This is a genomic window from Candidatus Cloacimonadota bacterium (genome assembly GCA_011372345.1).
Taxonomy (GTDB): Bacteria; Cloacimonadota; Cloacimonadia; order Cloacimonadales; family TCS61; genus DRTC01.
Genome location: DRTC01000165.1, coordinates 1 through 5,358, shown reverse-complemented (window position 1 = coordinate 5,358; position 5,358 = coordinate 1). Strand labels below are relative to the sequence as shown.

General features: G+C 35.7%; 5 protein-coding genes and 1 pseudogene. 2 read left to right on the top strand and 4 right to left on the bottom strand.

From position 1 onward, the window contains the following. From ENL20_03230 to uvrB, 4 genes and pseudogenes are all read right to left on the bottom strand, one after another. On the bottom strand, positions 1-577 hold a 577-nt coding region (locus ENL20_03230), incomplete at its 3' end, for a 2-oxoacid:acceptor oxidoreductase subunit alpha (GenBank protein HHE37569.1). Between the two features lie 10 nt (positions 578-587). After that, positions 588-887 (bottom strand): 4Fe-4S dicluster domain-containing protein, encoded by a 300-nt coding sequence (locus tag ENL20_03225; protein ID HHE37568.1) that lies wholly within the window; start codon positions 885-887, stop codon positions 588-590. Between the two features lie 55 nt (positions 888-942). Beyond that, positions 943-1,150 (bottom strand): annotated as a pseudogene (locus tag ENL20_03220) (hypothetical protein). 73 nt (positions 1,151-1,223) lie between these two features. Beyond that, positions 1,224-3,218 (bottom strand): excinuclease ABC subunit UvrB, encoded by a 1,995-nt coding sequence (gene uvrB, locus ENL20_03215; protein ID HHE37567.1) that lies wholly within the window; start codon positions 3,216-3,218, stop codon positions 1,224-1,226. A gap of 430 nt (positions 3,219-3,648) precedes the next feature. On the opposite strand from uvrB, the gene ENL20_03210 reads away from it, so the two are divergent. Together ENL20_03210 and ENL20_03205 are read left to right on the top strand one after the other, a co-directional pair. Further along, on the top strand, positions 3,649-3,936 hold the full coding sequence (locus ENL20_03210) for a hypothetical protein (protein HHE37566.1): 288 nt from the start codon (positions 3,649-3,651) through the stop codon (positions 3,934-3,936). Positions 3,937-4,168: 232 nt separating this feature from the next. Then, positions 4,169-4,765, top strand: a complete 597-nt coding sequence (locus ENL20_03205) for a hypothetical protein (GenBank protein ID HHE37565.1) — start codon at positions 4,169-4,171, stop codon at positions 4,763-4,765. Positions 4,766-5,358 lie beyond the last annotated feature (593 nt).

Below are 5,358 nucleotides of genomic sequence, written 5' to 3'. Positions count from 1 at the left end.
TTGGAAGTTCGACCATCTCTCGCATGTGTCCCAAAACTTCATCGCTTAACACGACCACACAAGTCCTGTATTTTTCCGCCAGGTTAAAAGCTCTGATCGTCAATTCATAATTTTCCAGTACCGAGTTCGGATAAAGAACAATGGCAGGAGCATCGCCATGATTTCCCCATCTCGATTGCATAATATCACCTTGAGAAGGACTTGTCGGTAAACCTGTACTCGGTCCTCCTCTCATCACATTTACGACTACGCAGGGAGTTTCCGTCATTTTCGCAAAACCGATTCCTTCCAACATCAGGGAAAATCCGGGACCGCTGGTGGCAGTCATAGCTTTTGCTCCGGCCAGAGAAGCTCCGATTATCGCTGAAATACCGGCAATTTCATCTTCCATCTGGATAAATTTACCACCTCTTTTCGGTAACTCTTGAGAAAGAACTTCTGCGATTTCAGTCGAGGGAGTGATCGGATATCCCGCATAGAAGTTTATTCCTGCCTGTAAAGCTCCTTTTGCTATCGCTTCATTGCCCTGCATCAAAACTATTTCTTTTTTATCGTCATATGGTTCTTTTTTTGACATATATCTTCTCCTACCTTTTTGCTCCGGTGATGGCAAAATTCGGACACAATCGATCACACATTTCGCAATGAATACATTTTTCAGGATTTTTTACATAAGGAGATCCATCAGGTTTGCGAGCAAGAGTTTTGGTCGGACAAAAAGCAACACAAATTCCGCACTTCACACACCAGTCATAGTAAATATAAACAGGATCTTTCTGATAATCTCCTTCCTCTTTGATCTCGGTTTGTTCGACTTCCATTTTTTTAGTCGAATCTTCGGTTCTAAAAATCGTTCCTTCCCGATGTTTTTCAACTTTATCAGGCATTTATTTCCTCCTGGAGAAATCAAATATATATTTTTTAGCTAAAATCTTATATTTTTCATAAATAAAAATCGAATTGAATTTTAGATAGGTTAAGTATTTTTTTGTTATTTTTTCCAAATGTTGAGCCCACTCTAAAAAGGTCAAATTCAATAAAATTAGAAACCGTTAAAACGGTTAATACTTTTTCCTGTTTCATTAACCACCAACTTAAGTTGGTGGTTAATAAGAAGATAAAGGTCATTAACTGATTCATCAGTTTCCAAATTTCGTGCAAAATTTCATATATATTCCAAATTATTGCCTTTTTAGAGTGGACTCAATGTTCAAGAACCAAAATTATAATTCCTTCAGTTCGAAAATCCGATCTCTGATTTCCATCGCTGTTTCAAAATCCAACTTTTCAGCAGCTTCTTTCATTTCTTTCTCCAGCAATTTAATAACCTTTTCCTTTGAACTAAGATCAAGATAATCCGAAAATTTCTTTTTCTCTGAATCTGCTGATTTTTTTTCGGATTTTTTGTATCCTTCTGCCACAGATGTAGAAGCCATTATAGCGTCAATATTTTTTTTGATGCTCTGGGGAGTGATCTTATGTTCTTGATTGAATTGCATTTGCTTATTTCTTCTACGGTTTGTTTCAGAAATTGTCTGCTCCATTGCAGATGTAATTTTGTCTGCATAAAAAATCACTTTTCCATCGATATTCCGAGCCGCTCTTCCTGCTGTTTGGATGAGAGAACGAGTTGAACGCAGGAAGCCTACTTTATCCGCATCAAAGATGGCGACCAGAGAAACTTCCGGGAGATCGAGACCTTCCCGCAAAAGATTTACTCCAACCAGAACATCGAATTCTCCCAATCTTAAATCGCGAATGATTTTTGCTCTTTCGATGGTTTTAATTTCACTATGAAGATAACGAACTTTTACTCCGGCTTTGGTCAGATATTGGCTGAGATCTTCAGCCATGCGTTTGGTCAGGGTTGTCACCAATATCCGTTGTTGTTTTTCAGTTCTTTGCCTGACTTCTTCCAGCAGATCATCGACTTGAGAAGAAGCCGGTTTGACAACGATTTCCGGATCGAGCAACCCTGTCGGTCTAATAACCTGTTCCACAAAAACACCATTTGATCTGGAAAGTTCATAATCTCCCGGAGTGGCGGAGATAAAAATAACCTGATTTATCTTGGATTCAAATTCATTAAATTTTAAAGGACGATTATCAAAAGCAGAAGGTAAACGAAAACCGTAATCTACTAAATTCTTTTTGCGCGTATAATCTCCTCCAAACATAGCATGAACCTGGGGAATCGTGGCATGAGATTCGTCAATGACCATCAAAAAGTCATCAGGAAAATAATCTATCAAGCAACTTGGAGGTTCTCCGATTTTTGCTCCGGTCAAATGTCTCGAATAATTTTCTATACCGGAACAGAATCCCAATTCCCGTAACATTTCCAGATCAAAATTTGTTCTCTGTTCGATCCTTTGAGCTTCGAGCAACTGGTTATTTCTTGTAAAATATTCAACTCTTGATTTTAATTCTTCTTTAATTAATCCGATCGCTCTTTCCAACGCACTCTTAGATGTCACAAAATGATTGGCAGGATAGATCGGATACATCTCGACAGTTTCCAGAACTTTATTGTTCAGAGGATCTATCCTGGAAATTTTTTCAACCTGGTCACCAAAAAATTCGATCCTGACCGAATGTTCGACATAAGCAGGAAAAACATCGACAACATCACCTTTGACCCGGAAAGTTCCTCTTTCAAAAGCAATATCATTGCGTCCGTAATGAATTTTCACTAATTGTTTCAGCAGTTCATCCCGCTCGATCAGATCACCAACTTGAATTCTGATTAAAGCTTCCCGGTATTCTTCGGGAATACCCAAACCGTAAATGCAGGAAACGCTGGCAACAATGATCACATCTTTTCTTTCCATCAAAGACATGGTCGCATGCAATCGCAATTTTTCGATCTGGCTGTTGATATCGGAATCTTTCTCGATATAAATATCCTTACCGGGAATATATGCTTCAGGCTGATAATAGTCATAATAGCTGATAAAAAATTCTACTGCATTTTCAGGAAAAAGCTGCTTGAATTCTCCGTAAAGTTGAGCAGCTAAAGTTTTATTATGAGAAATGACCAAAGTCGGTTTATTTATCTCCTGAATAACATTTGCAATAGTAAATGTTTTCCCGGAACCTGTCACTCCCAGCAAGGTTTGATAATTCTCATTATTTTTCAATCCAGCGACAAGTTCTTTTATTGCCTGAGGTTGATCACCTTTGGGATGATAATTTGAAACTAATTTAAATTTATTCATTTTCCCCTAATTACATTTTTGGAGACTTAATTCAAAGTGCAGGATATTTTGCAAAGTTTTTTTTCATATTCCATATTAATGAAAATTGCATTTTTCTTTCCTCCGATGATAAAATGTGAGAAGATTGATTAGCGCTTAAAGTTATTATTATATTTTGTGAGATTCAGTGTTTTTCGGTGTTCAATTAATTTGCGAAGTGATTTTTTAATGTTCAACCAACATCACCTTGTCCCAATTTTGTCCCAAATCACTAAAAGCCAAAAATCCGAAAAAGCAACATCATCGACCAAAAATAAAATTTACTAAGACGATAAGTTGCTGTTTCTATTAAAGATGTGAAATTCTTTTAAACTCTGTGATAATTTATTAATTCTGGTATAACTCTTGCGGATTATGGGAAATGAAAAAAGTCGTAAAGAGGAGAGAAATGATGAAATCACTATTAGTTGTAGATGAAAAAAATATCAGGCTTTTATTGACCTATATTTCAAAATGCAGAACAAAAAATTATTCTTTCCCCTATGATAACTGTAAAACTTTCGAAATCAAAACAAAGTCCTCAAAATTAGTACTATTTGATATAACTTTGCCCGAGATGGACGGATTGCGTTTCCTCGAACTTTTTTCTTCTGATAAGGAGAATTATCAATTATTAGATTCATTTGACGATCACTTGCTCGAGGATGACTTAAATGTCTCAAATTATACCAATCTTTGATTTTTAAAGTATGCCACAATTCTGTCACTTTGTCCCAATAATGACCCAAATAAAAAAAATGAAAAACTTTTACCCAACAATTAAAATTTCAAACGAGCTTTTTATCTATGTTATTTTAAAAGAGATAAATACTATTAATACTACCAATAAATTTTCAATGACCTTGGAACATCAACTGCATTATTATAAAGTGTGCATAGATGTGAAATAAAAATTTTTCGTAGGGGGAAAAATGAAAAAATATTTTGAATTACTCGTGATCATAGCTATTTTAGGTGGCTGTGCTTTTGGTTCGATTTCCCAGTTTTCAGCAAAATATACTGAAGGAAAAGAAAATGTAGTTCCTAATTCCAGTTTCGAACAGGGGAAATATGAACCATCTTCTATTCCTGAAGGATGGGTTGTTTTAAATGATCTGGAAAGTAATATTGTCTGGGATGATGAAACTCACAATGTTGGTGGAAAATGCTTGAAAATAGAAGGTTCCGTAGAGAAAACAAGCCTTATTTCCGATGGATTTTCCATTAATCCTCAAGCAATTTATTATTCGAGATGTTATATCAAATCCGATAAACCAACCAAAGAACCGGTTAAACTTCATTTCTTCGCATTTGATAAAAATGGAAAAAGAGTTAATGATTATACTGAAAAAGTAACTCTCAAACAAGGTTGGAACCAGATCGAACTGACAACCGGATTTTTCAATGCTAATGCTTCTGTCGGCAGGCTTGCTATTGCTATCCCGGAAGAGAAAGGTAATGTTTACTGGGTAGATGATGTCGAAAGCTATAATGTTCATAAACTCGCATATCGCTACCAGACGGATTAGAAGAAGTTCTTTAAAGAAAATCCCACCCTGATATATAGAGTGCTGATCCGAATAAAATAGGAAAAGTGACTAAAGTCATTTCAGCACTTAAAACCTGCCAGCCCCACTGGCAGGTTTTTTTGTATAAATTTAACACCGAAAAACACTGAAGTACACCGAGAAAAATAAAAAATTCCGATTATTCTCGGTGTTCTCGGAAGTAAAATTTTCGATAATTGATTCCTCATGTTTGATTTTTTGATTGACCGATATTTCCTCAATAAAATTTTAAGAAAAATCTGAATAAAGTTGTTGTTAAGAATTTCATGTAAATGAGTTCTGCATAACTGTGTGTTTTTTTGAGAAAATCATCATAGAGAATGTTTTTGCGAGGTTTACCAGCCTTTGGCTGGTTTCTTCTTGATGTTACTATGAAGCAATCTCTTTCTTATCATCAAGTTAGAGTTGTAGATTTATCCGCTAAAGGCGGAATTGCTTCGCTGGAATTCCTTCATAGGAAATCTCGCAATGACATATTGCAACCTTGCAGAATCCTTTTCATGTAAAAAAAGAGGAGATATGGATTCAAAAAGGAAAATAAATGAGAATATCAG